Origin of the sequence: Aequitasia blattaphilus, from assembly GCF_024721305.1 — a bacterium.
Classification (GTDB): domain Bacteria; phylum Bacillota; class Clostridia; order Lachnospirales; family Lachnospiraceae; genus Aequitasia; species Aequitasia blattaphila.
The window spans coordinates 1-23,775 of the sequence record NZ_JAMXOD010000001.1; the positions used below are offsets into that span (position 1 = coordinate 1).

Annotated in this window: 21 protein-coding genes; 13 read left to right on the forward strand and 8 right to left on the reverse strand. The window is 39.4% G+C overall.

Features of this window, described 5'->3' with window-relative positions; translation table 11 throughout:
* Positions 1 to 474: 474 nt before the first annotated feature.
* Both NHH15_RS00005 and NHH15_RS00010 read left to right on the forward strand, forming a co-directional pair.
* Complete coding sequence (locus NHH15_RS00005) at positions 475 to 1,899, forward strand: ATP-binding protein (protein WP_262064586.1); 1,425 nt, start codon at positions 475 to 477, stop codon at positions 1,897 to 1,899.
* Between the two features lie 278 nt (positions 1,900 to 2,177).
* Complete coding sequence (locus NHH15_RS00010) at positions 2,178 to 2,564, forward strand: hypothetical protein (RefSeq protein ID WP_262064587.1); 387 nt, start codon at positions 2,178 to 2,180, stop codon at positions 2,562 to 2,564.
* 7 nt (positions 2,565 to 2,571) lie between these two features.
* On the opposite strand, the gene NHH15_RS00015 is transcribed toward NHH15_RS00010, so the two are convergent.
* The gene (locus NHH15_RS00015) at positions 2,572 to 3,786 is read right to left on the reverse strand and encodes a hypothetical protein (protein WP_262064588.1); all 1,215 of its coding nucleotides are present in this window, start codon (positions 3,784 to 3,786) and stop codon (positions 2,572 to 2,574) included.
* 124 nt (positions 3,787 to 3,910) lie between these two features.
* On the opposite strand from NHH15_RS00015, the gene NHH15_RS00020 reads away from it, so the two are divergent.
* Positions 3,911 to 4,036 carry a hypothetical protein gene (locus NHH15_RS00020; protein WP_262064589.1) on the forward strand — a complete coding sequence of 42 codons (126 nt, stop codon included), beginning with the start codon at positions 3,911 to 3,913 and terminating at the stop codon, positions 4,034 to 4,036.
* A gap of 83 nt (positions 4,037 to 4,119) precedes the next feature.
* Here NHH15_RS00020 and NHH15_RS00025 read toward each other — a convergent pair whose 3' ends face one another.
* The 6 genes from NHH15_RS00025 to NHH15_RS00050 form a co-directional block, all read right to left on the reverse strand.
* Positions 4,120 to 4,614, reverse strand: a complete 495-nt coding sequence (locus NHH15_RS00025; protein ID WP_465221028.1) for an MGMT family protein — start codon at positions 4,612 to 4,614, stop codon at positions 4,120 to 4,122.
* Between the two features lie 135 nt (positions 4,615 to 4,749).
* The gene (locus NHH15_RS00030; protein WP_262064590.1) at positions 4,750 to 5,316 is read right to left on the reverse strand and encodes a CPBP family intramembrane glutamic endopeptidase; all 567 of its coding nucleotides are present in this window, start codon (positions 5,314 to 5,316) and stop codon (positions 4,750 to 4,752) included.
* Positions 5,317 to 5,502: 186 nt separating this feature from the next.
* Positions 5,503 to 6,249, reverse strand: coding sequence for an ABC transporter permease (locus tag NHH15_RS00035; protein ID WP_262064591.1), 747 nt, complete (start codon positions 6,247 to 6,249; stop codon positions 5,503 to 5,505).
* Positions 6,249 to 7,199: an ABC transporter ATP-binding protein gene (locus tag NHH15_RS00040; RefSeq protein WP_262064592.1), complete on the reverse strand. Its 951-nt coding sequence runs from the start codon at positions 7,197 to 7,199 to the stop codon at positions 6,249 to 6,251. Before NHH15_RS00040 ends, NHH15_RS00035 begins: the two co-directional genes overlap by 1 nt.
* A gap of 1 nt (position 7,200) precedes the next feature.
* A complete protein-coding gene (locus NHH15_RS00045; RefSeq protein ID WP_262064593.1) occupies positions 7,201 to 7,656 on the reverse strand; it encodes a GyrI-like domain-containing protein in 456 nt (151 codons plus the stop codon).
* 3 nt (positions 7,657 to 7,659) lie between these two features.
* The gene (locus NHH15_RS00050; RefSeq protein WP_262064594.1) at positions 7,660 to 8,145 is read right to left on the reverse strand and encodes a GyrI-like domain-containing protein; all 486 of its coding nucleotides are present in this window, start codon (positions 8,143 to 8,145) and stop codon (positions 7,660 to 7,662) included.
* A 746-nt stretch (positions 8,146 to 8,891) separates the two neighbouring features.
* Here NHH15_RS00050 and NHH15_RS00055 point away from each other — a divergent pair.
* The 10 genes from NHH15_RS00055 (at position 8,892) to NHH15_RS00100 (ending at position 22,071) form a co-directional block, all read left to right on the forward strand.
* On the forward strand, positions 8,892 to 9,587 hold the full coding sequence (locus NHH15_RS00055; RefSeq protein ID WP_262064595.1) for a response regulator transcription factor: 696 nt from the start codon (positions 8,892 to 8,894) through the stop codon (positions 9,585 to 9,587).
* Between the two features lie 11 nt (positions 9,588 to 9,598).
* On the forward strand, positions 9,599 to 12,037 hold the full coding sequence (locus tag NHH15_RS00060) for a sensor histidine kinase (RefSeq protein ID WP_262064596.1): 2,439 nt from the start codon (positions 9,599 to 9,601) through the stop codon (positions 12,035 to 12,037).
* 81 nt (positions 12,038 to 12,118) lie between these two features.
* Positions 12,119 to 13,249, forward strand: coding sequence for a class I SAM-dependent methyltransferase (locus NHH15_RS00065; protein ID WP_262064597.1), 1,131 nt, complete (start codon positions 12,119 to 12,121; stop codon positions 13,247 to 13,249).
* Positions 13,250 to 13,261: 12 nt separating this feature from the next.
* Positions 13,262 to 15,694 carry a hypothetical protein gene (locus tag NHH15_RS00070; RefSeq protein WP_262064598.1) on the forward strand — a complete coding sequence of 811 codons (2,433 nt, stop codon included), beginning with the start codon at positions 13,262 to 13,264 and terminating at the stop codon, positions 15,692 to 15,694.
* 67 nt (positions 15,695 to 15,761) lie between these two features.
* Positions 15,762 to 18,287 (forward strand): hypothetical protein, encoded by a 2,526-nt coding sequence (locus NHH15_RS00075; protein ID WP_262064599.1) that lies wholly within the window; start codon positions 15,762 to 15,764, stop codon positions 18,285 to 18,287.
* Between the two features lie 103 nt (positions 18,288 to 18,390).
* Positions 18,391 to 20,304: a 1,4-alpha-glucan branching protein GlgB gene (gene glgB, locus NHH15_RS00080; protein WP_262064600.1), complete on the forward strand. Its 1,914-nt coding sequence runs from the start codon at positions 18,391 to 18,393 to the stop codon at positions 20,302 to 20,304.
* Positions 20,305 to 20,587: 283 nt separating this feature from the next.
* Positions 20,588 to 20,818 (forward strand): hypothetical protein, encoded by a 231-nt coding sequence (locus NHH15_RS00085; protein ID WP_262064601.1) that lies wholly within the window; start codon positions 20,588 to 20,590, stop codon positions 20,816 to 20,818.
* Positions 20,819 to 20,876: 58 nt separating this feature from the next.
* On the forward strand, positions 20,877 to 21,128 hold the full coding sequence (locus NHH15_RS00090) for a hypothetical protein (RefSeq protein WP_262064602.1): 252 nt from the start codon (positions 20,877 to 20,879) through the stop codon (positions 21,126 to 21,128).
* A gap of 29 nt (positions 21,129 to 21,157) precedes the next feature.
* Positions 21,158 to 21,847 carry a hypothetical protein gene (locus NHH15_RS00095; RefSeq protein ID WP_262064603.1) on the forward strand — a complete coding sequence of 230 codons (690 nt, stop codon included), beginning with the start codon at positions 21,158 to 21,160 and terminating at the stop codon, positions 21,845 to 21,847.
* Positions 21,844 to 22,071, forward strand: coding sequence for a hypothetical protein (locus NHH15_RS00100; RefSeq protein WP_262064604.1), 228 nt, complete (start codon positions 21,844 to 21,846; stop codon positions 22,069 to 22,071). The genes NHH15_RS00095 and NHH15_RS00100 overlap by 4 nt, the downstream gene beginning before the upstream one ends.
* A 9-nt stretch (positions 22,072 to 22,080) precedes the next feature.
* Here the strand turns inward: NHH15_RS00100 and NHH15_RS00105 are convergent, their stop codons facing one another.
* A complete protein-coding gene (locus NHH15_RS00105) occupies positions 22,081 to 23,769 on the reverse strand; it encodes a DUF6273 domain-containing protein (RefSeq protein WP_262064605.1) in 1,689 nt (562 codons plus the stop codon).
* Positions 23,770 to 23,775 lie beyond the last annotated feature (6 nt).

Below are 23,775 nucleotides of genomic sequence, written 5' to 3' on the forward strand. Positions count from 1 at the left end.
TAGTGGATATGGTGCGGTTGGGGCCCATATTTCGTAGGGCCTTTGAGGCCCAAGCCGGTAACAGTCCCTTACAGGGACAGAGCAAACCACCGGCTGAGCCGGTGGTCATGATTTTTCATCTTGTGCACCCTTTCTATCAAGTGAGTCTATTTTTCACAATCCATATTTTTCGTTAGATACTAGGCAGAGCCTACCTGTGTAAAGGCTTCAAATCCGTTTTCGGAAGTTATATCGTGTTATATTTTATCAAGAATAGGGTGGGTGATTGACCCGAAATTGAATATTGGATGAATTAATATAAATTCACTATTATAAGAAAGAAGAAGGAAAAGTTCAATTTATAATTGAAGAAGTTATAATTCGCTTATTTTTTAATTTCTTGGTAAAATAGAAACAGAAAGAAGCATTACTTTGTCGATTGTAATTATCATAAATGGCATATTATAATCAGATATAAAATAGGAGGTGAGTCCAATGACAGCAGAAGAGATTTTTGTCGGTGAGACCGATAATGTTGAATTCAAAGAGGACATTCCAGCTAGAAGCGAAAAGTATATGAAAACAGTTGTTGCTTTTGCCAACGGTAAGGGTGGCAAGTTGATTTTTGGCGTGGAGAATAATACATGGAAGGTCACTGGTTTCACAAAAGAAGAGGTCTTTCAGAAGATGGATGCTATTACCAATGCCATCTTTGATAGCTGTGAGCCGAAAATCACGCCCAATGTTGGTGTGCAGGAAGTAGACGGTAAGGCAATTATTGAAGTGGAGATCCTGCCCGGTATGCCCCGGCCTTACTATATCAGGAGTCAAGGCATTTTGGATGGAACCTATATCCGAGTAAGTGGAACTACTCGCCATGCAGAGCGCTATCAGGTGCAGGAATTGATTCTGGAAGGGCAGAACCGACACTATGACTGCGAACCTGTGGAAGACCTCACGCTCACAGAAGAAGATATTACAAAGCTGTGTGCCAATATGAAGGAAATGGCTATCCGAAATGCTGTATCGGAGGTTGAGAAGGCTAAAGTCCGTGATGTTACCAAGAATACCCTGCTTTCATGGGGGGTTTTGTCCGAAAAAGATGGAGCAGTTATTCCTACCAATGCGTATGCGTTGTTGACAGGCAGGGCACAAGTCCAGCCTGTTGTGCAGTGTGGAATTTTCAAAGGCAGTGATCGAGCTTACTTCGTAGACCGTCGTGAGTTTAAAGGCTCCATACAAGACCAGATGGAGGCTGCTTTCCAGTATGTACTGGAGAAAATCAACCGTGGTATGACAATACAGGGTGTGCAGCGGCAGGATATGTATGAACTACCTTTGGACAGTGTACGCGAGTTGATTGCAAATTCGATTGCCCATCGCAGTTACTTGGAGCCAGGCAATATCCAGATTGCTTTGTTTGATAATCGGCTAGAGGTTACTTCTCCTGGTATGTTGTTGAATGGTGTTTCCATTGCTAAGATGAAGGAAGGGTATTCCAAGATCAGGAACCGTGCCATTGCCAATGCATTCTCTTACATGAAAATTATTGAGAAATGGGGCAGCGGTATTCCTCGTATTATCCGAGAATGCAAAGAATACGGGCTTCCGGAACCAGAGTTTCTTGATTTTGATGGAGATTTCCGGGTGAATATGTTCCGGCAAACCACTTCCAACGTGAAAGGTATCAGTGATACCAAAAATGAGACCAATGATACCAAAAATGATACCAATGAGACCATTGCAATGAGACTGATAGATGAAAATCCAGCAATCACCCAGAAAGAAATGAAAGAGAAGATGGGGGTTTCATTGGCGACAATAAAGAGGCTCATGTCGAATTTGCAAAAGAGTGGAAAAATTCAAAGACAGGGATCCAGTCGAAGCGGAAAGTGGTTGATTGCAGACCCGAAGGAGTAACTATAGCAGAGAACCAGGCTGAGTCTTGTGCTCAGCCTTTTTGTGTTAAGGGGAAGTATTTACGTACACATTAGTCCAGCTACTTGAACAATTTTCAGAAAAAATTCGACTATTGGAGCAGAGCTATCACTAAGCCCCGATTTGTCAACTACAACGGGAAAGCTATTTGATGAAAAAGGGAGAATAATACCATTATCATCAAAATATAATTCTGCTCTTGCAATGGAGTTATGGGAGTATAGTTTAACATTCTAAGTAAGTTAGACAGATACAGAAAAATGTTTAAACATGTACAGCTGGAGATAAACTGTAGATTGATTTTAGATGAGTATGAGCAGATGCCGCCGAAGGAAAGTGTGTATATATTCTTTGACCGTGTATATAATCTCATTGAAGAGAATACGGATAGGATTGAGAAAATGTTCAAGAATAACAAAGAGACGGACTATGCCTTTAGCAGCTTTCAAACTTATATGAGATCAAAAGTCAGAGAAATCTTCGATAAGTGCGCTCACTCATCTGACTATAAGATTCCAGCGGGAATGGTTGCGGAGCATTACAGTAATATTCTGCTGCTTGTAATGGAGTGGAGCTTTTGGAAAGGTAATAAGCTAAGCAGAAAGCAGGCACATGAATATTTGAGGGCTCTTATTGGAAATCAATAATAAAATATCAAATGAATTCTTGCTGATATTTAATAGCGTTATGAATTACTTCCAGAACTTTATCTTCAGCGACCTCTAAGGTATTCTCAACGATTGCTAGAGTTGGAATTACTCCTTTGCGATATGGAACCGTTTGGATGGGATTGTAACCAAGTTCATGCACACCAGTACTGCCTCGGCCTAGATCACCAAGGCATAAGTGACCAAAATTACGGCAGTACGTGTCAAACATAGGAGAATAGGGCTCATCGTGATAGTGAAGGAGACCATCGGTGTGCCCGCACTGCATTAATGGCGTTAGCGTAGCCAAGGCATCGTACCAACCTTCGCCAGCAATTAAGATATCTTCTGGCAGCTGCGACTTTAGGGATTTGATGAAGGAACTAATACCTTCAAAATCATCATAAGATTGTTCATTAGTCCAGGCAGCGGAAATGTCAAAAAACATGGCATCATAGGCAAAATCCCGATGAAGTGAAAGAACTTCTTCAATAAGATGAGTTTGCCACCCTGGTGCACCAATTGTCAGCATTGCATTGAAACCGTGGAGATAGTGTCTCGAACCATCCCAATCTACTAAAGTATACTGAGGGATGCCAGAGACATTCATAGAAAGAGAAGGTTGCCCCCATTGTTCAAAGTTCTCGCAAGTTTTGCTAACCATATTCATTCCGACCATTAACATAGTTCTAAACCCCATGTTGTTTAACTGAGTCATCATTTCCTCAAAGCCCTTTCTTCCGCCCATTGAATCGGCGGGAGAATATTCACCGTAATTCCAGTAATAGCGTCCATCCCAACCTGGAAGATAAAGAAGAACATTGCGTGGATTTATATGTTTTGCAATCCAGTGCGCCTTTTCAATGACGGTACGATAAGTATTAAATGTATATCCGGTCCAGTGTTCCATGTGGATTGTAACAATTAAAGAGATTTCTCTGACCCACTTGGGCACATCTGTGCGAGATTCCCAAGTGGGTATTTTGTATGTATCTTGAAGATGTTGTTGGTGCCTTTGATATATAAGGGTATCGTCAGAGCAAAAACCAAATTCCCATGGAGAAACGGAAATACTTGTAGATAAATTCTTTCCTGTTTCTTCGTATATCATTTCTAGAACCATTAGGTTCTCTTGAGGAAGTAAGCAAAAACGTTTTTCACGAACCCTTGTATCTAGTGAGCGTGCAAAAAAATAGTCATTTTCAGCATGTTTAAAAATCATAAGTGGAGTGTATAGACCTCGCCAACCACTAGGATATGTATATATAATACCCTCGTCAGGTATAGCGGTGACTCCCTCTCGCAAATTCGTGATTTCCCCACGTGGTAAGTCTAAGATAGATATTTTGACAGAGCGAATTGTTTTCGATAAATGGCAGGAAAGAGAAAACGTGCAAGATGTGGCAACAGGACAAGATATTACTAAATCATTAGAAGAAGTGCAAAAAGTTTCTGATGAAATTGAGCGTTAACAAGTAGATATATATTTTCGATATTAATATGTTAGCAAAAGAACCGGTATAAAATATAGCGGTTCTTTTGTTCCCAAAGCTGATTATCCCAAAGTATAAAGGAAGTTCTCATAATTTTGTACATAGTATTTCAGATTAGTTCTCCCACGCTGAATAACTGTATGGCCTTCGCTTTCCAGCATTTCTTTTTGCGCCAGAGTGCCGCCGGGGTATTTAGGGTTCAATTCCCCCCGGGCTTTTAAGGTTCGCCAGTAGGGGATTTTATCACTATCACGTTGATGGCTTGCCCACGCAGCAATGGATACAAATATCCCTGCGGTAATTGGTTCCGTAAAATCTGCACCGCTTTGCGTTGCGAAGTATCCCCGTATTTCTCCAATCGTGATTACCTTTCCAAAAGGCACTAATCTCATAACTTTATCGTACTCGATGGGAGGAGCAAAATACATTCTGTCCCCGCCGTACTTAGCAATACTTCTTGTATCAGTGATGATCTGGATTTTAGGCATATCCTTACTGTCGTAAAGCATCGCATTAAAATCTTTCTTATCTTCATTTGCCATTTTCAACACCTCCATATCAAGCATAGCCTCCTTTTGCGTTTCATGCAATGAGGCAATTTGAAAATTATTCTAAGACTTATAAAGCTGACGAAAGCAGTTTTTAATACCTTATGCTGCTTGCTTAACCCATTTCCGAAGTATTTCATCGCATCACCCCAACACTGCCAAGGTAAAAGCAATTGTTGAAAACAAATTACAGCCACAATGAAAGTATATACTCAAAGATATATTTTTCTTCTTATAGCTGATATATGCAACTGGTAAAAAGGCCAATATACGAAAAATATTGTTGAAAGGCAGCCAGAAATGATATAAAGAGAACAATATCGTTATTAGCACTGGCTTGATTGTACCTTGCATTTTGTAATGAGATGTCAAATAGCCTCTGAAATACAACTCTTCTGTAATCGGTCCAATCAACACGTTAAAAATACCATAGTACAGGCAAGTGGATATTAGTATTGGCCTAGAGAAAGATTTCAAATACTCATAATTTGTCCAGTCAAATCCTATTGGCAAATGGTTAAGTAAAGCGGTCCTCGCGTCGGCAAAAATACGATTTTCGATAGGGGCTACAAACGCAGATAGTAGCCCAGCGATCCCAACGAATGCAAGCACGATTATCAGTACTTGCCATGCCGGCATTTTTACCTGTCCACGTAGCACGCTTCCAAAGGAATAAACACCGGTTTCCTTTTTGCCGGCGTATAAAAGCATTCCTATCTCCATGGGAACCAAAACCACAGTGCCCAAAACGCAAAACAATAACAGATGCGGTATGTGGCAAAACCGGCCAAGCAACAAGTACAGCGAAGAAAAAACTATCGTGGGTACAAAAACCATCACCAGGAGTTGTTTAGTATTTATTGTGTTTGTCATGAATGCTCCTTTCAGGCTGGTCTTTTATTCCTTTGACAATCTATTGAACGCCCATGCAAAGCTGATACCCGACATAGCAATAAGCAAGATGATTACCTTTATCATATCCGCATATATGACTGTGCTTTCCAGTATCAATGCCCTTAACGCATTAATTACATGGGTGAATGGGTTCAGGTTCACAGCTATTCCCAATCCACCCGTTAAAGTATTAGCCGGAAACAGGGCGGTGCTTAAAAAGAATATCGGTAGTACAATTGCGTTCATTGCTGTTTCGTAGACTACCTCGTTAGGTAGTATCAAGCTAACTGCATAGGCCAATCCCGCCATAAAGAAAGCCGACAGAAATATGATGATTATGATAAATACAATGCCGATTACACCGGACGCAATTTTCACAGAAAACAACAGGCTCACTAAAAACATAATGCCGATTTCAAGAAACGTACATAATACAGCTTCTAATATCTGTCCAAGCACAATGGAGCTTCTTTGTATCGGTGCGATTAACACGCGGTAAAAGCTGCCGTTTGTTTTCATCAGGTAATTCATAATGCCGCCGCTGCTGCAAGAGCTAAAGATAACTAAAACTACAAGTCCGGGGAAAATAAACGCGGTGTAGTTTTCTATTCCTATACCCTGCATGGATTGTCTGGCGACAGCACTATACAGGACAAGCCAAAGCATGGGCTGCAAAATTGTTATAACAATTGTAAATACATTGTGAAACCGCCACTTAATATTTCGGTAAAGGATAGGCAAAATGCTCATTAACCCACCTCCTTTGCTGGGTTGCTTGTCAGACGGATAAAAACATCTTCCAATGTCGGTTTTACAATTCCTATTCCCGTAAAGATGATTTGATTGTCCAGTAAAAAATGGTTGGTTCGCTCTAACTCCATAAGCCCGTTATCCACATTGAAAACAATCTGGCTTTCCCGCACTTCCATCTTTTTGATATTCAGGCTTTGGGCGAGGATTGCGGTATGTTCCTTTGCTTGCCCTTTCGTGGCAAAGCTGATTTGCAGCATATCCTGCCGTAAATATTCACGCAAGGCCAGGGGCGTACCCTGTATGATTTCTTTTCCGTCTTTCATAATACAAATGCTGTCGCTTAACTGGTCTGCTTCTTCTAGATAATGTGTTGTCAGAAAGATAGTTGTTCCAAAGTCTGAACGAATTTTTTTCATCATATTCCACATAGCCAAGCGGGATTGAATATCCATCCCAACCGTCGGCTCGTCCATAAACAGGATTTTTGGATTTGACATCATATTCAGTGCAATATCAAGCCGTCGCTTTACGCCGCCGGAGTAAGACGAAACCGGGTATTTCATGTATCGCTCCAATCCAAAAGCAACAATCAGAGCTTTCATGCGCTCGGTGGCTTCCGCTTTCGGTATCTTGTAGAGCTTACTTTGGAACATCATGTTTTCAGTCAAGGACAAATGGGTATCTATTGATGTGCGCTGCGCTACACAAGCGATTTCTGAGCGGATTTCGGCGGCGTTTTTGTAAAGGTCTTTGCCAAGCATACGAGCATTGCCGCTTGTCGGGCGAAGATAGGTTGTAAGTATGTTTATCAGCGTGGACTTTCCTGCCCCATTTTCACCTAAAAGCGTAAAGACTTCACCTGTTTGAACGGAAAGGGAAAGTCCCTTTAGAGCTTGTACACCATTTTTATATGTTTTTTCAAGAGCTTCAACACAAATCGCGGTCATGTTACCCCTCCTGTATCGGGAACAGGATTTCCGTTACATATTTTTCGGGATTGCCCTTTAACATCATTCCCGGTCCCTTGATAAACACTTCCCGAAAGGGAGGCATTAACTGCAAGCCATTTTCAGCGGTATATCTGTCAATCTCTGCATATGCGTTATTCAGCGTTTCATAAGAGCCGATATGTGTAACACAAACCGCTTTAATTCGCGGCATTTCCTTTACCTCTATCCCATTTCCGACGGGGATTTCGGCGGTTGGCACACACAATTCCATTTCTCCAATTCTGCTTTCTGGGTTCATGAATAAGTAACTGAAAAATGGCGCACCATTTGTTTTTCCACGGACAGACTGAAAGACTTTTGGAAAAACCTTATTGGCTTCGATAGCAATTCCCTGATAGCGAATATAAGCTACGCGGATAGGTTCAATATCTCTAACTTCAATTTCATAATTCACAGGTCAATTCTCCTTTTCTTTTTTGACTGCAATCCATACTTCGGAATGGCCGCTTTGTTGGATATCTTTTCCGATAGGGTATACTTCAATGTCCGGCAGCTCCGCATAAACATATCCCGAAAACGGAAGCCATTCGGTAAGAAAACGGCGGAAAACACTTTGCACACTTTCTTTGAACCGTCCCTCGCTCTCAAAGATTACCCATGTGGAAGCCGGTATTTCGTATTCATACATTCCGGGCGGAACCGGCTTGTCTGTCGCGGCAGCAATGTAATAATAGATTTCATCGGGGGTTTGATATGCGGTAATTCCAAGTACGCCAACCGGGGAAGTATTTGAAAGCTCGCATATTTCTCCGAATTGCTTATCTTTTATTACATTATTCCAAAATGCGGGTGCAATCTGTTGATTTTCTTCCATGTTCTCCGTTATCGGCACTCTTGCGCCGACAATACGCATGGACGATTTTTCTTCAATACGATACGGCATGGCATGGCCTCCTGTAATTTGTACAGAAAATTTAATAGAGGGATAAGCGTTGAGTAATGTACCTTGCAGCTTTGCGGCGGCGTATATATTCAGACAGCGATATACCGGCTACATACGAAAACATGCGCCTAAAGTAGAATGTCGAACAATATGCAATTTTTGCAGCTTCTTCATGTGATATTTCACTATCTAAATTGTTTTCTATATAGGCAACAGCCTTTTCCAATCGCATTAGCCAGTCCATATTCTCACCCTCTGAATTGATTGTAGCATAATAAAAAATTACCTACCTCTCTTTTCGTGTTCTGTTTTGTAAACTCGAAAATAAAAACAATGTATTTTATCATATTAGACCTATGTCAATTTTTTGCGTCCACACTTATATACTAACACCAATGTGTGGTCTTACCTGGGATAACATTGATTTTTAAAAGCTGCATAGACAACAGAAAACCCTGCAAACACTAGGGCTTGCAGGGTTACCGTTTATAGTTATCTAAAGGAATGAGAGTAAAGTCTACATCTTTTTGATGCAACTTTATGAGGGGGGTGATAGATGTGTTATTCATCTATCTGAGACCTAGTATAAGGGATAAATATGTTCAAAGTTTGTCTGAAATCTTAAAGAAAACAGAAGATTCTTATGGAATGCTTAAGAAATCATCTTCATATTATATTAAGAAATTCCAAAAGTTTATCTTAAAATACTTCTGTTAATCTTGTATAGTATAAGGGAGGTGATGAAAATGAACAATATATTAGTATGTGATGATGATAAAGAAATCGTAGAAGCAATTCAAATATATCTGGAACAGGAAGGCTATTGTATTTATAAAGCATATGATGGAATGGAAGCTCTTCAAGTTTTGGAAAGGGAGGAAATTCAACTTCTTATTATCGATGTGATGATGCCAAAGCTGGATGGAATTCGGGCAACACTTAAGATTAGAGAGAAGAACAATATTCCAATCATTATTTTGTCAGCAAAATCAGAGGATGCAGATAAAATTCTTGGATTAAACGTAGGTGCAGATGATTATGTTACAAAGCCTTTCAGCCCGTTAGAGCTTGTGGCAAGAGTAAAATCTCATATGCGAAGATACACAAAGCTGGGAAGTGGAATGAATGAAAAAAAGGAACAAGTATATTCCACAGGCGGGCTGATGATTAATGATGATTTAAAGGAAGTAACAGTTGATGGAGAAGCGGTAAAGCTTACACCAATAGAGTATAATATCTTATTATTACTTGTGAAAAATCAGGGGAGAGTCTTTTCTATTGATCAGATCTATGAAAATATTTGGCAGGAAGACGCAATTGGTGTTGATAACACGGTAGCAGTTCATATTCGCCATATTCGGGAGAAGATTGAGATTAGTACAAAGGATCCCAGATATTTAAAAGTAGTGTGGGGAGTCGGCTATAAGGTGGAAAAGCTTTGAAAGGATAAAATATGAAGAAATGGTACAAAAATAATTTGACAAAAGGTATCCTGATTGTTCTTTCCTACATTGGGGTTTTGGTTATGGGGATATGTTTTACAGGAATGGCATTTTTTTCGGGAGATATCAGTGATTTATTTTCCTTAAACGCTCCGAAGAAATATGAAGAGACCGTTACATTTGAAGAGCAATTTTATAATGATATTTCTCATATTATTAATGGGATAGCCTTGAATGAGAATGTAGAAAATGAAAAAATAATTGATTTAGAACAATATTATAATTTTAGAGAGATTACCGAAGGGAAAAATGCTACGGTAGCTTACAAAGGAAGTGATTTGGTTAAGTGGGCAGATTCAGGTAGTGCACATACAACGGAGCAAAAAGACCAATTGTATGTTTTATCCCACCAAGGTGAATATACATACTATACCTATGAGGAATTGGAAAAAAGAATTGAGAATAAAATTTTAGTTCCCAATTATGATGAAGGTCAGAAGGAATTATCCACCCAGGAAGTGATACAGCTTTTTGAAAATGGAACAATGTATACTGTCATGAGCGGGATAGTCGATAAAGAGCGGGAAACGGTTTATGATGAAATATGGTTGTTTGGAGAAGAACTTTTAAAGGAAGAGTATAAGCCACAGGGATATGAAAGTCTGGTGGAAATTGCAAATACTGTTCCGGAGTGGAATGGAAGACTGGATGAGCTTTATCAAATGGTAGAGTCCTGTATTTATACTTTTGCAGACGAGTATGAAGAGGCAGTAGATGTAAATCGTTCATTTTTGGAAGGGAACACAAGCTTATCTTATATCTATGAGGATCACGAAAACAAAAAGACTTACACGAATGTAAAAGATAAAGATATAGAGGATTTAAAAAAGACAGGATTCTACGTGTCAATCAGACCCACTCTAAAAGAAGCAGAGACGAATATTAAAAACTTAAGTAAACAAAAGTGGTATGGGATGATAAAAGAGTCCGTGAGCAGTGAAAATTATACATTTATTGCCAATATAAATATTGAAAAAGGAATTCCGGATTACTATCAACAAGGGGAAGAGAATTTTAACACCTTTGGAAAGAATTTAGGTAACTACGGAAAAGGTGCCGGGGCTGCATTGTTCTTAATTCTTGTTTCTTTAATCGGACTCACCGCTGGGGCAGGAGAATTAAATTGGTTTGATCGATGGAAAACAGAGATTGGAGCAGGATGTGTAATCTTTGCCTGGATGGGAACGATGTTTACAATTGGAAGCAATCTCAATGATATCGGGCAGATAAATAGGATGGAACCCGCTGTAATAACAGCTATTTCAATTGGCTTTCTAATAAGCTGGAGTTGTTTTTTAATTGGATATTTAAGCTTGGTTCGCCGCATTAAGGGAAAAAACCTATGGAGTAACAGTGTTTTAAAGGCTTTCTTGAGTCTGGCAGGTATGCTGATTCGAAATATAGGGACGTTGTGGAAGACCCTGATTGCATTTATCGTATGGATTCTGCTTCACTATACTGCATTTGGCAGTGTGGGGACCGGTTATATCTTCATGCTTTTTGCCATTGATGCATGTGCATTGATTTATATGTTACGGCAGGCATATGGGAAAAGTGTTTTGTACAAAGGGATAAAAGCGATTGCAGAAGGGGATTTAAATTACAAAATATCTGTAAAGCATCTCAAAGGAACCCAAAGGGAGATGGCAGAGAGAATCAACTCTATTGGCGAAGGCCTTGAAAAAGCAGTGGAAGAAAGTCTGCGAAGTGAGCGAATGAAGACAGACTTAATAACGAATGTATCTCATGATATAAAAACACCTCTTACGTCGATTATTAATTATGTGGGTCTTTTAAAGCAGGAGGACTTTACAGATGAAAAGATTAGGCGTTATATAGAGGTATTGGAAGAAAAGGCAGAGAGGCTTCGGGTTTTGACGGAAGATGTAGTAGAGGCGTCTAAAGTAAGCTCAGGAAATGTTAAGCTGGAGTTTATGGACATTAATATTGTGGAAATGATTCAACAGGTAAGCGGAGAGTTTGAGGATAAATTAAAAGAAAGAAGATTAACGGAGATTTTAAATTTACCAGACCGGGAACTAATGATTTGTGCAGATTCGAGACACACATTCCGGATACTGGAAAATCTATATAATAACGTAAGCAAATATGCATTAGAAGGTACCAGGGTTTATGGAGATTTAAAAGTTGATGGGAATCAAATAGAATTTAGCCTTAAGAATATTTCGGAAGAGGCACTGAATATTACGCCAGATGAACTTACCGAAAGGTTTATCCGAGGTGATGAATCCAGGACAAAGGAAGGCAGCGGACTTGGTTTATCGATTGCAAAAAGTCTGACAGAGCTGCAGGGTGGAAGCTTTGCCCTACATTTAGACGGAGATTTATTTAAAGCAGTATTACGTTTTAATATCATAGGAAAAAAATAATAAAGCATTGAGAAATGGGTTGGAGCAAATTGCACAACCCATTTCTTGCCTTTCAAAGAAAAAAACAGTAGAATATAGATTATGAAAGAATTAGAAAAAATAGTAAATAAAATAGTAGATGAGAATTTAATCGATATAGTATTGAGCAATTCAAGAGAGAAAGAAAAAGAACAAAAAATTAAAATGCGTCCGGTTCAAAAAGGGACAACTCAGCTTTTTCAGGTTGAGACGTTTGTTGGGAAGCAAGTTTTTCATCAAAATTTACAAGGAGAGGAAGCGAAACAAGTCCTTCAGGAGAAGCTGGAGTTATACAGACAGATGCAGGCAAGAACTACATCTGCCTTTTATAATGTCATAATCAGTAAAAAAGGAAAGGTAACAGTAAAAACAAGAAAAGAGGAAAATAAAAAAATAGACGCTTCTCATAATCGGCAGAAAAACTATATTATCAATGAAGGGGATTCTGTGCCATTTCTACAGGATCTTGGAGTTATGACGAAAGAAGGGAAGATTCATAAGGAAAAATACAGTAAGTTCAAACAGATCAATCGATTTCTTGAGTTCATTCGGGACGTGCTTCCCCATCTGGACAAAAACAAGAAACTTAGAATCATAGATTTTGGGTGCGGGAAGTCTTATCTTACTTTTGCCATGTATTATTATCTGAAGGAACAACTTGGTTATGAAGTAGATATGACGGGATTGGATTTAAAAGTCGATGTTATACAGCATTGCAATCAGCTTGCCCAGAAGTATGGATATCAGGATTTGACCTTTATGATAGGCGATATTAAGGATTATGAAGGTGTTAATGAGGTGGATATGGTCGTTACATTGCATGCATGTGATACTGCGACAGATTATGCTTTGGCAAAGGCAATTCAATGGAATGCAAAAGTAATATTATCGGTTCCATGCTGTCAGCATGAATTAAATGGACAAATGAAAAGTGAACTGATGAAGCCAGTTTTTAAATATGGCTTAATTAAGGAACGCATGGCTGCCTTGTATACAGATGCGCTTCGTGCTATGTATTTGGAGAACAAAGGATATCAGGTTCAAATCTTAGAATTCATTGATATGGAGCATACGCCGAAGAATATTTTGATTCGTGGCGTGAAAGGTAAAAGTGAACAAAAGAACCAGAAAGAGATTGAGCAGCTAGAAAGCTTTTTACATGTTGATCCAACAATTAAGAAATTACTGAAATAAAGAGGTTTCCAGATGAAAATAAAAGAAAGAATTATAAATGGAGGAGTCTTGATACTCATCTTTGTAGTGGCTGTATTCATCTTTACAAAGGTTACGAACAGAGGAAATGATAGTATGACTGCAGATATGAGCAAAGCAACGCTGCCGCAAATATCTTTTTCGGCTAAGGAGTATCCTGTCAATTTGCTAAGTGGATACACAAAAGAGATGGATATTGCAGGAATGCGTGATACAATTACCCCGGTTTATAACGAAAAGCTAAAGGTGACAGTTTTGCCCTATGAGAATGAAGTACCTAAGGTTGGATACAAGATTTACACTCTCAATGGAGAAGATATTTTAGAAGAGGGAGAGGTCAAGAATCCGAAAGAGGAGATGGAACTGGATTTGTCAAAAGAGGGTCTTCTGGATGAAGAAAGAGTACTTAAAATAGAAGTATTCACAGGGACAAAGAATGCTACTAATTTTTATACGCGAATCGTAAGAGGAGATACCGGCTATTCTTATGAGTGCATAAATTTTGCTCATCAATTTCATGAAGATGCAATTACAAAGAAAGAAGACAGTGATATTGCCACATATCTAGAGCCGGAAACAAAAGATGCGAACGAAAATTATGCAGTTGCATCGATACATTCCAATATTGAGAAAATAAACTGGGGGAGCTTAAACCCGGTACAAGAGGGAAAGATATATTATGATATCACAGAAATAAGACCGTCATACACATCTGTAAAAATGCGGTATCAAGTAAGCATAGAAGTAGGGGATGGAATACAGAAAAAATTTAGTGTGGTGGAATTCTTTAAAGTCCGGTATGCTCAGGATGCAAATCTATTCTATTTACTGGACTATGACAGGACGGTGGAGCAGCAAATTGATGACGGAGGAGATATTCTTACAGAAAAAGGTGTAATTGTGGGGATTACAGGAGCTCAAACACCTTATTTGATTAACAGCGAAGGAAGTGCAGTTTCTTTTGTACAAGCAGGAGAAGTGTGGTGCTACGAAAAAACGACAGACGAGCTTTCTCATGTATTTGGATTTGAGGATGCAGAGAACAAAGATCCACGATCTACAATCCAAAACTATAGCATAAAACTTTTGAGTATTGATAAAAAAGGCAACACAACATTTGTTGTTAATGGTTACATGAATCGAGGGGAACATGAAGGAGAGGCAGGGTCTTCAATTTACTATTTTGATATAGAAAAAAATTCAATTGATGAAAAGCTTTTTATTGCTTCGGATCAATCTCCTCAAAGTGTTCGGTATAATATGGGAGAACTTCTTTATTACAGTGTGAAAATGGACTCATTTTATGCGTTAGTAGATGGAACTCTTCACAAAATTAAGCGGGAAGATAAAGGAAAGAGTCAAGAAATTCTTGTAGAGAACTTAAAGAAAGATGAGTATGTTTATTCAGCAGACGGAAGGCAAGTTGCGTATCAAGAGAATGAAGAAGTGGTTCTGTTAAACTTAGAAAGCGGTAAAGAGAGGCGAATTGCAGGGGAAGAAAAAGGAAAAATCAAGCCGCTCGGGTTTATTAATGAAGACTTTTTATACGGATATTCCAGAGAAGGAGACCAAGGGAAAATACTTACTGGTGAAGAGGTGATTCCGATGCATCAGCTTGTAATTGAAAATAAGAAGGGCGAAGTAGTTAAGACCTATGAAGGAGAGGGGATTTATATAACAGATATAGTGCTGGAAGAAAAAATGGTGACATTAAAGCGTGCGGTTTGGTCTCAGAACACTTATACACCAATAGGAGATGACTACATTATCAATAATGAAGAAGAGAAGGAGAGTAACATCAATTTAGAAAAAGTACAGACAAAGAGCTTAGGCGTGCAGACCAGAATTACATTTGCAGATGGAATTGAGGATCAAGAACCGAAGGTTTTGCGCCCAAAACAGGTGCTGTATGAGAATCCTCTAACGATATCTTTTGAACGGGAAAGTGAAAAAGAAAATTACTATGTGTTTGGCTATGGAGAACTGAAGGGAATCTATGCTGCTGGCGGAGAGGCAATAAATGCAAGCGGAAAGTATAATGGGGTCGTTACAACTTATGGGCAACGGTATTTGTGGGAAAGAGGAAACCGTTTGCTAAACTATCAGCTGGTGGATATGGATGGGACAGTTTCTTCTATTACAGAGAAGTTAAAGGCGGGACAACTTCCTCTGGATGTACTAAATGAGATGGAGGGTTATAAAAGTGTTAGCTTGAGTGGCGCTTTAACAGAAGATGTTCTTTACATTCTTGCACAGAATAAGCCAATAATAGGAGTCTTGAAGGATGGCAATATGGTAGTGCTGACAGGATACAATGAAACCAATGTTTTTTATACGGAAGTGCAAAACGCTCAGGGACAAAGCGTGCCCTATAAAGATATGGACAATATGATAAATGACTATATTGGATATGTGGAAGAGTTTTGACATCCGATAGTGCGTATGATAAACTAGAAAGAGCGTAAAATTAACGAGATTGTCGAGGTGAGAAACTTTGGATAAATACGAATATAAAGTTAAAACAGAACAGATGCTTGAGTATATGGAGAACAAACAATACGATAAAGCAATGGAGATTGCAGATACAATTGACTGGAGAAGAGTGAAGAACGCTTCGATGTTGAATAGTGTAAGTGAGATCTATGAACAGTGTAAAGAATATCAAAAGAGCAGGGATGTCCTTTATATTGCCTTTGACCGTTCTCCTACCAGCCGTAAGATTATGTATCGTCTGGCGTTACTGGCACTGAAAGTCAATGAAGTTGAAGAGGCTTCCGATTGCTATGATGAATTTGTTAAGCTTGCACCGAGAGATCCGAATCAATATATACTTAAGTATAAGATTTTGCGGACACAAGGTTCAAGCATTAATGAGCAGATTGGTGCATTAGAAGAGCTGAAAAAAGCGGAATATGTTGAACGCTGGGCCTATGAATTGGCAGAGCTTTATGATAAAGCCGGTATGACGACAAAGTGTATTGAAGAGTGTGATGATTTGATTCTTTGGTTCAGTGAAGGAAAGTATGTGTATAAAGCCATGGAGCTGAAAATGAAATACAAACCATTAACTCCTATGCAGCAAGACAAGTACGACACAAGAGAAGGGGCCAAGAAAACTTTTGAAATGCCGGAAGCACCCAAGAAGGAACCGACAATAGAAGAACTTGACCAAAAGGCGTCGGATGAAGATACGGTAGAAGATGTAGCAGAAGAAACAGGGGACGAAGAGCCTGAGGCTGAAGCTGTGGAAGAACACACCGAGGAGGCTGAAGTAAGTACACCTGTATCGGGGATTCCATTGGAAGAAGATACCCAGAGTATGAAGGAAAAAGACGAGGAGCTAAAAGCTTCTGGTCAGATGAAAATAGAAGATATCCTTGCGGAATGGGAAGAAAAGCAAAAAGAAAATGCTGCAGCCATTAAGGCACAGCGTGAGATTGATAAAGTCAGACTGGACCGGGAAAAGAAAGAAGCAGAGGTCAGAATTGCTGCAGAGCGAAAGAAGGTTGAAGAAGCAATTCAAGAAGAAAGACGGAAGCAAGAAGAAGAAAAAGCAAAACGTCAGGCTATTGATAACACATCACCGAGAGATATTATGGATGAGCTGGATGCCTTGGGTGAAGAAGAAGACTTCGAAGACTATGACATGGATACAGAAGTGGAAATCATTAATGAGTTTGATGATGATGAAGAGCTGGAGATTGTGGCAGAAGACAACCAGGAGGAAGACACAGAAGAAGATTTCGAAGACTTTGAGGAAGAGATTTTAGAAGAGTCAGAGGATTTGGAAGACTTTGAAGAAGGCGAAGAGCTGGAGGTTACAGAAGAGCCAGAAGAAGTAAGCAGCTTAGAAGAAGATGACTTAGAACTTGCCCCAGCTGAGGATATCAAAGAAGTTGAAGATGATTTTGATGAAGACGATTTCTGGGATGCAGAAGAAGATTTCGATGAGGAATATGACGACGATTTTGAGGAAGACTTCGAAGAAGACGATTTTGCAGAAGAAGAGTTTGAAGAGGAGATAGAGGAAGCGGACTTTGAAGAAGAGGCCCTGACTGCTTCAGACTATGAGGAAGAAGCCGAAGAAGAGGAAGAAGAACTGGATTTAGAGCTTGAATTGGCAAGAGCCATGGGGGAACCCACAGAAGAAGAAATCCAAAAGAGAATTAAAACTTCCAAGGGTGGTGTTCCTTTTGATACAGGCTTTGTTGTAACGGGAAGATACGATTTAAGTGCAACCAGTGAAATTGGTTTAAAGGCCGGCCTTACAGAAGAGCAAAAGAAACTATTTTCTTACTTTGTTCCGGTTCGTGGAATGAGCGAGCAGATTGTAGAAGTATTAGATAATGATCGTAGAGCAAGAAAAGAAGGTACATCTAAGACAGGAAATCTATTGATTGTTGGACGGAAAGGCTCAGGAAAGACGGTTTTAGCAGTAGATATCGTAAAAGCGATTCAAAAGCAGCGTAATCTCAAGCAAGGAAAAGTTGCAATCGTAACAGGAGATTCCTTGAATAAGAAAGAATTAACGAACATCATACAGAAGCTGAAGGGTGGAGCAATTATTATTGAAAAAGCCGGGAAGCTAAATTCCAGAACAATTAAAGAATTAAACATGTTGATGGATAAGAAAACAGGGGAGCTTCTCTTTGTTCTTGAGGATCAGAGAAAACCACTGGAGAGAATTCTGACAGCAAATCCGGAGTTTAGAAAGAAGTTTACCTCAAGACTGGAACTGCCAATTTTCATCAATGATGAGTTAGTTACCTTCGGTCAGACGTATGCGAAGGAAAATGGATATAAGCTGGATGAGATGGGAATCTTAGCACTTTATAGCAGAATTGATGCAATGCAAAGAGAAGACCATGCAGTAACGGTTGCGGAAGTAAAAGAGATTATGGATGAGGCAATTGATCATTCACAAAAAGCAAATGTGAAGCATCTTGCAAGAAGAGTATTTGGAAAAAGTACGGATGGATCAGATAGAATCATTCTAAAAGAAGAAGATTTCAAATTATAAAATTAAAAAGAAAGAGTATTGTTAAGGGAAACTCTAGCAAAACTCTTTCTTTTTTTATAGGGCAAGAGTATAATTAATTCAAACATGCAAAGGGGATTATCATATGGAAAAAGATTTTATTTATCAAGAAATTGGAGAATTAGATCACTATCTGTTTGGACAGGGAACACATTATGATATCTACAAAAAATTAGGTGCTCACATAGGAGAAAAAGACGGTAAAGCGGGAGTTTATTTTGGAGTTTGGGCTCCAAGAGCAAAAGAAGTTTTTGTTGTTGGTGAGTTCAATGGCTGGGATAGGAATCAAAATCCTATGGAGAGACAAGAACCTCTGGGCATATATACGTGTTTTGTTCCAAATGCAGCGATTGGAATGCTCTATAAATATTGTATAAAAACGTATCAGGATGAATATATTTATAAGGCAGATCCTTTTGCAAATTATGCAGAGCTTCGTCCTGGGACGGCATCAAGAATAGTGGATATCAGTAACCTGAAATGGACCGATCAAACATGGATGGAAAAACGTGAAACATTTAAGTGTGAAGAGGCGCCAGTGTCCATTTATGAGGTACATATGGGGTCATGGAAAAAGCACCCTCATGAGAACTTAGAGGAGGATGGATTTTATTCTTATCGGGAATTTGCGAAAAGTGTTACCGAATATATCAAAGAGATGGGATACACACACATAGAGTTAATGGGAATATTAGAGCATCCCTTTGATGGCTCATGGGGATATCAGGTGACAGGATATTTTGCGCCTACCTCTCGATACGGCAGTCCAGAGGATTTCGCATGGATGATTGATTATTTTCATAAGAATCAAATTGGTGTAATCCTGGATTGGGTTCCGGCTCACTTTCCAAAGGATGCTCATGGACTGGAAAATTTTGATGGAACTCCAACCTTTGAATATGCAGACTCAAGACTGGGAGAGCATCCAGACTGGGGCACAAAGATTTTTGATTATAGTAAAAACGAAGTGAGAAACTTTTTGATTGCTAATGCAATGTTTTGGGTTGAAGAATTTCATATTGATGGATTAAGAGTGGACGCAGTAGCATCCATTTTATATCTGGATTATGGAAAGCAGGACGGCCAATGGGTTGCCAATAAATATGGTGGAAATGAAAATCTGGAAGCAATTGAATTTTTCCGTCACTTAAATTCTGTGGTGTTGGGAAGAAATAAAGGTGCTATGATGATTGCGGAAGAATCCACAGCCTGGCCCAAGGTAACCAAGCCTGTGGAAGAAGGTGGACTTGGCTTTTCTATGAAATGGAATATGGGATGGATGCATGACTTTTTGGAGTATATGAAGCTCGACCCATATTTTAGAAAAGGGCACCATAATCAAATGACTTTTGCGATGAGCTATGCTTACAGTGAAAATTATATTCTGGTGTTATCTCATGATGAGGTTGTACATCTAAAAGGATCTATGATTGAAAAGATGCCAGGTGTAGGTGCAGATAAATTTGCGAATCTAAAGGTAGGATACGCATTTATGATGGGACACAATGGAAAGAAGCTTCTTTTTATGGGACAGGATTTTGGACAGTTTCGAGAATGGAGCGAGAAAAGAGAACTGGATTGGTATCTACTTGCTGAAGAAGAAAATAAGACACTTCAGACGTGGGTGAAGGATCTTTTAGGATTGTACAAGGATTATAAGGCTATGCATGAGCTGGATGACAGCTATGAAGGTTTTGAGTGGATTAATGCAGATGATGGGACAAGGAGTATTTTTAGTTTTATTCGAAAGAGTAAATCAAAGAAAAAGAATCTACTCTTTGTGTGCAATTTTACACCGGTAGAACGTGAAGATTATAAGGTAGGTGTACCAAGTTTAAAGGAGTATCAATTGATTTTAAACAGTGACGCCAAGAAGTATGGCGGAACTGGAAAAAGAAGAGCGAAAACATATAAGGGGATTAAGGGAGAGTGTGATAACAGACCGTATCATATTTCCTATAGTCTGCCACCTTACGGTGTAGCTGTTTTTGAATTTTAAATGAAAAAAGTAAAAGAAGCCTCGCAATTCTATCAGCCTTTTGGATTGCGGAGCTTTTTTGTTATACGGGCCATTGGAAGATAGTGAAAAGACGAATAGAGGAGTATTTTGTGGAATTCGTTACACTTAAATATTAACTGGGTACAATTTCCTTGAAAGGCAGATTCACATTTGGCATAATACATTATGGGGCTCGCAGTTTGCGCCTAAAAATAAAAACACCTCGCATTTATTTCAAAGTTTGTTATACTACAAAGGATGTAATAAATTAAGGAGGTTAAAAATGGAGGCGTGTAATACAGGAATAGAAAATGAACAAACGGCTGTCCAGACATGGGATATGGAAGCGGCTCGTAAGAAGCTCTTTCTCTATTGTGAGAGACTAAGAGAGGAAGAGAAAAGCAAAGCGACTATTGAAAAATACAAACGAGATGTGAAAAAGTTTTTACTTTTTCTGGAAGGACAGTGCAGTAGTGTGGAAGAGATGAATAAAGCGATCCACGGGAAATGGTGAGTTAAAAGGAATCTATATCAGGGCATATATTCCAGAAGTTGCTCAGTATATTTCCCACATGGATTCAAGAGAAGGTGCGTACGGTGTGATTCAAGGAAGAGAGCACGTAACTTACTTTATTTCTAGCATGGCACCGGGAGAAGAAAGAGACTTAAGTATTAATTATCGCCTTCATACTTGCCGGAAGGCAGAAAGTACCATTACCCCGAAATGGTATTATGAGGTGACAGGAGGAGACCAAAGACCATCCACAAACGGTTTTCGAAATCCGGAAGAAGTCATAACGATGCATGAAATTCAGGGACTTTAATCTCTAAAAAAGAGAAAGGGTGAAGAAGAATGAATGTACTTCTTGTAATCACAATTGTTGTAGGAAGCTGTATTTTCTATGGATTCTTTTTGAATCGGGGATATGTGGAGTGGGCCTGTGCAGCTCTGATACTTCCTATGGTGGTTTTGGGCGGGTATTTAGCCATTACCCTGACTATTAATGGAATGCCTCCTCTTATTATTGCTCTAATCGGAATGGGAATTGTCATCCTTCCTACCCAGATTTTCTATCGGGTACTAAGAAAGACGAAGAGATTGGTATCACCCTTTCCAATCCAAAAAGAGGCAGACAACAGAGAAGACTTGTGTCAAAAGGCAAGAAGCTTAGGACAAGAGATTGAGATGGAAGAGCGGAAGCCAAAGTTGAAACAGAAGCCTCAGCCTAAACCTCAGCCTAAACCTCAGCCTAAACCTCAACCCAAAACATCATCCGTTCCAAAACAAGTGAAGAAACCAGTGGAGAGAACGATGCCAAAATCTGTGGACGATCCTCACAGTCAGGAGATGTTCCAGAAGGCAAAGCTCCTTTTTGAAAAGGAACAGTACCGTCTTTCCTATGAGTTGTTAAACTATTGCATGCAGAATATAACGGATTTTCGTACTTTGCAGGAGCTTGTAAGCTATAAGCGCCGTTGCATGGAAGCCCTTGAGAAACAAGAGAAAAAGCGAGAGTATGAGACTGGGAGAAAAAATTCATGAACAAAAAAATGTTAACAGAAGAACCCTATTATGAAGTCAGCCAGATGTTAGCATCTGAGATAAAAGGAGGAAAGAATCCTTATCCGTTCAGACGGTTTTTTTACGGTGTTTACGAACCGCAAATCAAAAAAGTAATTTATCGTGCTCACGACATTGAAACGAAAGAGGAAATTTTCTTTTATGAAAAAGAATTTGCCGTTCAATGGTGTGAAAATGGAAAATAAAAAATATTCCTACAAACCCATCAGTCTTTGCCGTATGACATCAAAGCTGAATTCACCTGCGTTAAGTGCCCTGGCGTTATCCGGCTCATTCACGATTTCCATTATAAGGTTGAGTTCCTCTTGTAACGCACTATTAGAAAGATTAAACACATCCTTGGTTAATGGATTGGCTTCGGAAATAATTCCAGCTACTTCTCGCACGTTATTATATATCCGCTCACTGTACAGAGGCCTAGTCCTCTGGTCAGTGAGTTTTTCGCATATCACTTTAAAAAGATAGTCATTGGAAAACGAGATTACACCGTCACACACTTCAACCAGCCGCTCAATACCTGCTTCGGCTTTTGCTATACGTTCTTCTCCTTCAAAATCGAAAGGCGTAATTGCCATAGATATCACTAAGCAACCCATTTCTTTGGCAATCGTAGCAATTTGGGGCGCAATGCTTGTAGCAGTAGTCCCGCCAACACCAGCCACAAGGATAAGCAGATTAGCATTACGCAAGGCCGCTAAAATACTCTCCATATTCTGATTTACAGCAAACATGCCTAGGTCTATATCAGATGACTGCTCATAGAACCCCTCTAATTTCAACAAAACTTTATTGGTGCAGAGATTTTCTTTAAGTATAAGTTCGTCGGTATCCATGACGATAAAATCTATTCCTTTGTATATGCCAGTGTTCTGACAATTTGTCGATAGATCATATACAATGTTTGTACCGGCGCCGCCAACGCCGATGATCTTTGTTTTCTGGATCATTGGATTCAAATTTTCGTTTTCATCCCAAAATCCATCTAAGTTAATCCACATAGCGGGTCGAATATTTGGTACACCAAACCACATCCAAGGCATAGTATCCTCCAACGCCTTTTCACCATGACCATTGATGGCACCGTCCTCATCAACGTGACATGGTCCATAAAGGCCTGTCGTGCGAAGCCACCATTCATCCGAACTGCGACGATCCAAATCATTTTTAAAATACTTTTGAGCCTCATCAGCAGAGAGTAAGAATACTTTATCGCAAGTATCATTACCCTCGTTTGTGCCTAACCAATCATTTATGTTTTTATTAGTGACTTCCAACACTCTAGAACGAACAGCCGCCGGAAGGATACGATAAAAGTCATCATTAAGCCACGCCCGGAGGCTACAGTTTTCCCAGGTTTCGTGATACGTTCCATTGTCATCATATCTGTGATAATGCATAAACACGATGTTATTGGTGGTTACGGCAAGTACACGATTTTGAGTTTCATCAAAGTCTAAAATCCGCCAGTTCCATTCACCATTGACGGCATCTTGTATGGCTTTTAAAGACAGTAGATTCAGTTCATATTCATTCAGCAAATCATTTATTCTGCGTTTGGAAGTGTTCATATGGATAAAAATCGTCTTTAGATGGTCAATTGCTTCCCACAGTTCTGCAATGCTTCGTCCTCTAGGCTCATGATCAGGATTATATATTTCCATCATGCTGGGTTTTAGGTAGTCAGGTGCTTCTTTATCAAACAGAGTTAAGTTCAAACTTCGAATTGCATCAGTAAGATCCACAATACGAAGATCAAGTTGACCAATCTGACGCTTCAAAGTCTGGGCTATATCATTGGGGGGGTTATCATCCAGAAACTCCTTGACCGTTTTCATGACAATGCCTTGCCATGATTCTGAGATATGTAGACTTAAGTCATCCATAGCATG